The organism is Methylorubrum podarium (genome assembly GCF_022179745.1).
Classification (GTDB): domain Bacteria; phylum Pseudomonadota; class Alphaproteobacteria; order Rhizobiales; family Beijerinckiaceae; genus Methylobacterium; species Methylobacterium podarium.
The window spans coordinates 1-3,879 of record NZ_BPRD01000405.1 but is presented as its reverse complement, the minus strand read 5'-3'; the positions used below and the strand labels follow the sequence as shown (position 1 = coordinate 3,879).

At 70.8% G+C, this 3,879-nt stretch carries 4 protein-coding genes; 1 reads left to right on the top strand and 3 read right to left on the bottom strand.

All coding sequences use genetic code 11. From position 1 onward, the window contains the following. Positions 1 to 106: 106 nt before the first annotated feature. The 3 genes from MFF42_RS19225 to msuE are packed head-to-tail and all read right to left on the bottom strand — an operon-like array spanning position 107 to position 2,537. Positions 107 to 967 (bottom strand): ABC transporter permease subunit, encoded by an 861-nt coding sequence (locus tag MFF42_RS19225; RefSeq protein WP_238257181.1) that lies wholly within the window; start codon positions 965 to 967, stop codon positions 107 to 109. Between the two features lie 21 nt (positions 968 to 988). Beyond that, the gene (locus tag MFF42_RS19220; RefSeq protein WP_238257180.1) at positions 989 to 1,954 is read right to left on the bottom strand and encodes an aliphatic sulfonate ABC transporter substrate-binding protein; all 966 of its coding nucleotides are present in this window, start codon (positions 1,952 to 1,954) and stop codon (positions 989 to 991) included. A 7-nt stretch (positions 1,955 to 1,961) separates the two neighbouring features. Then, positions 1,962 to 2,537, bottom strand: a complete 576-nt coding sequence (gene msuE, locus MFF42_RS19215) for an FMN reductase (protein ID WP_238257179.1) — start codon at positions 2,535 to 2,537, stop codon at positions 1,962 to 1,964. A gap of 429 nt (positions 2,538 to 2,966) precedes the next feature. Between msuE and MFF42_RS19210 the strand changes: the two genes are divergently transcribed. Beyond that, positions 2,967 to 3,879 (top strand): MFS transporter (locus MFF42_RS19210; protein ID WP_238257178.1); only part of this gene is annotated, 913 nt, incomplete at its 3' end.

Genomic DNA, 3,879 nt, shown 5'->3' with positions numbered 1-3,879 from the left:
CTCGAAGGAGGGTTCCAGCCCGCTCGCGATCTCTGGAACCCTCCTTCGAGGCTTCGCTGCGCTCCGCACCTCAGGATGAGGGGGGATTGATGGGAGGGCTCGGGTCTCAGGCGTTGCGGTAGGCCGGGTTCCAGGCGAGGCAGGTGCGTTCCAGCGCCCGCGTCAGGCTGTCGGCGAGCTTGCCGAGCGCGGCGTAGATCAGGATCGCCAGCACCACGACGTCGACCAGCATGAACTCGCGGGCCTGCATCGCCATGTAGCCGAGGCCGGAATTGGCGGAGATCGTCTCGGCGACGATGAGCGTCAGCCACATGATGCCGAGGGCGTAGCGGATGCCGACGAAGATCGAGGGGAGCGCGCCCGGCAGCACCACGCGCCGGAACAGTTCGCGCCGGTTCATGCCGTAGACCCGGCCCATCTCGATCAGCTGCGGATCGACCGAGCGGATGCCGTGCAGGGTGTTGGCGTAGACGGGGAAGAACACGCCGAGCGCCACGAGGAAGAGCTTGGCGCCCTCGTCGATGCCGAACCACAGGATCACCAGCGGGATCAGCGACAGGTGGGGGATGTTGCGCACCATCTGCAGCGTGGTGTCGGTGAGCTTTTCCGAGAGGTTGGACAGCCCGTTGGCGAGGCCGAAGGAGAGACCGATGCCGCCGCCGATGAGGAAGCCGGCGGCGGCGCGGGCGAAGCTGACCCAGAGGTTCTCCCAGAGCTCCCCAGTCTGCGCGAGGCGCCAGCCGGCGGCGGCGACGTCGAGCGGCGCCGGCATGAACCGGGTCGAGACGAGCCCGAGAGAGGCCGCCGCCTGCCAGCCGGCGATGACGAGGGTCGGCAGCAGCCAGGGCAGCAGCTTCGCCGTCGGCAGGCGCACGGGCTTGCCCGGGAGCTCTCGCTTGAGCGGCGCTGCGGCCTCGGCGCGGCGCGCGCGGACGGGGAGCGATCGGATCGCGGCGGAATCGGCCATGGTTGGGCTCACCCGTTGTCCTTAGGTCTTGTTCGGGGTCTCGGCCGGCGTCCAGACGATGTCGGACACCCGCACCGGGCGGGGAATCACGCCGATCTGCTGGAAGCGGTCGGCGATGCGCTGCTGCTCGGCGGTGACCGCCGCATCCATCGGCGCGATGACGAAGCGGATGCGCTCGACCGCGCGGCGCGTGGCGGCGAGCGGCACGCCGGTGATCTTCGACAGGCTCGCCGCGACGCTGGGGCGGTTACCCTCGCACCAGATCGCGACCTCGCCGAGCGCGGCGATGGCCGCCCGCAACACGTCGGCCTGCTCCTCGGCGAAGGCTTTGTTCGCGAGGAAGAAGTTGTTGGTGGGGGTGATGTCGGGGGCCTGCACCAGGATGCGCGCGCCCTGCCCCTCCTCGGCGATGGCGAAGTAGGGATCCCACACTGTCCAGGCGTCGATCGTGCCGCCGGCGAACGCCGCCGCGCCGTCGGCCGGCGCCAAAAGGACCGGGGTGATGTCGCGGTAGGTCAGGCCCGCCTTCTCCAGGGCGGCGACGGTGAGGTTGTGCGCGCTCGATCCCTTGGCGAAGGCGACGCGCTTTCCCTTGAGATCGGCGAGCGTGGCGATGCCCGAGCCCTTCGGCAGCAGGATCGCCGCGCCGGAGCCGCCCTTCGGCTGCGCCGCCGCGTAGACGAGGTTGGCGCCCGCGGCCTGGGCGAAGATCGGCGGGGCGTCGCCGGTCTGGCCGAAATCGATCGCGCCGAGGTTCAGCGCCTCCAGGAGCGGCGGCCCGAACGAGAACTCGACCCAGCGCACGCCGACGTTGCGCGGCTTCAGCGCGGCCTCGATCGCCGCCTGCTCGCGGGCGACGGCGAGGATGCCGTTCTTCTGGTAGCCGATGCGGATCACGCCCGGCTCGACGGCGCGGGCGCGGCGGAGCGGGAGCGCGGTGCCGGCCGCGGCGAGGCCGGCTGCGAGGAGGAGGCGGCGGTCGAGCATCGGTGCCTCAGCGGGCCGCGGCCAGCGGTGCCGAGGTGGAGACGGCGTCGCCCTGCCCGATGTCGAGGAGCCGGGCGAGTTCGGCCGCGGCCTGGGCGACGCGGGCGCGCACGATCGGGTCGGCGACGCGGCCCTCGGCGATCTCGGTGTCGCCGGCATAGACCGCGGTCGGCGCGGCCTGCGCCGAGAAGAAGCCGAACAGCGGGCGCAAGCTGTGCTCGACCACCAGCGCGTGGCGCGGGCCGCCGCCGGTCGCGGTCAGTACGACCGGTTTGCCGATCAGCGCCTCGGGGGCGACGAAGTCGATCAGGTGCTTGAACAGCCCCGCGTAGCTGCCCTTGTAGACCGGCGAGCCGACGATCAGCGCATCGGCCGACTCGATCGCCTCCACGATCCGCGCCGCCGGCAGCGGCAGGGCCGAGCGGCCCGCGACCGCGATGCCGGTGCCGGCATCGACGAGGTCGTAGACCTTCAGGTCGATCGGGCGCAGTCGCGACAACTCGGCGGCCACCGCCTCGACCAAGGTGCGGGTGCGGGAGGGGCGGTGCGTGTTGCCGGAGAAGGCAACGATCCGTGCGGGCATCGCGAAACATCCGAGGCAGGGCCGCAGACAAAGGAAGACCGGCGCCCGAACGCTCCGGCAGGAGCATTTCGGAACTTCGATATTCACAAGATCCGCGGAGCGTTGTTGAGACGTTGTTGTCGTGAAATTTAGAGACCTGGGGTGGGGCAAATCAACGGATTGTTTTTGCGTTGTTTCTCGAAGGTGGAGGAGAGTTCTCCGTTTATACGACGCAAGGCAGGGAAAATCTTTCTGTCGGTAAGAGCCGGTCGTGTCCGGCCACGAGGTCCGGGGTCACGCACGCTCTCGAACCGGCACCGTCCTGACGTCAGCGCAGACCTGCCTCCCGGTCACGCGCCTGTCGCGCGCGCCGTGAATGACCGATTTGCGGCGCTCGTATTGCAGCGCAGCAAAAGCGCCGATCACGGGCGCTGCCCCGGAGCACCCTGCATGGTATCCCTGCCGATCCTCGCGCTGGCCGTCGCCTCCTTCGGCATCGGCACGACCGAGTTCGTCATCATGGGCCTCCTGCCCGAGGTGGCGCGCGATTTCGACGTCACCATCCCGCAGGCGGGCCACCTCGTCTCCGGCTACGCGCTCGGCGTGGTGGTCGGCGCGCCGCTCGTCGCAATGGCGACGGCACCCCTGCCGCGCAAGGCGGCCCTGCTCGCCCTGATGGCGGTGTTCACCCTCGGCAACCTCGCCTGCGCCCTGGCCTCGAGCTACGAACTATTGATGGCCGCGCGGGTCGCCACGGCCTTCGCCCACGGCGCCTTCTTCGGCATCGGCGCCATCGTCGCGCGCAACCTCGTGCCGCGGGAGAAGCGGACGCAGGCCGTCTCGCTGATGTTCGCCGGGCTGACGCTCGCCAACGTGCTCGGCGTGCCGCTGGGCACCGCGCTCGGTCAGGCCCTCGGCTGGCGCTCGACCTTCTGGGCCGTGGTCGGGATCGGGCTCGCGGCAGGCGCCGCCATCGCGCTCGCCCTGCCCGGCGGGATGCCGGGCACCCGCGGCGGCCTCGCCAGGGAATTCCGGGCGCTCGGGCGCTGGCCGGTGCTGCGGCCGATGCTGGTCTCGACCCTGTCCTCGGTGAGCTTCTTCACCGTCTTCACCTACATCGCGCCGTTCCTGCTCACCGTGACGCATCTGACGCCCGGCGGCGTGACGGGGGCTCTGTTCGCGGCCGGCGTCGGGCTCACCGTCGGAAACCTCGCCGGCGGCTGGCTCGCCGACCGCAGCCTGATGCGCACGGTGCTCGGCAGCTTCATGGGTCTCATCGCGGTGCTCGTCGCCTTCGCGCTGGTCGCGCCCTTCGCCGGTCCGGCGCTCGCGGTGCTGGTGCTGTGGAGCGGGCTCGCCTTCG

Excerpts from the sequence above, each read along its gene's own strand:
- MFF42_RS19220 (WP_238257180.1), bottom strand. The coding sequence starts at position 1,954 with ATGCTCGACCGCCGCCTCCTCCTCGCAGCCGGCCTCGCCGCGGCCGGC.
- msuE (WP_238257179.1), bottom strand. The coding sequence starts at position 2,537 with ATGCCCGCACGGATCGTTGCCTTCTCCGGCAACACGCACCGCCCCTCC.
- MFF42_RS19225 (WP_238257181.1), bottom strand. The coding sequence starts at position 967 with ATGGCCGATTCCGCCGCGATCCGATCGCTCCCCGTCCGCGCGCGCCGC.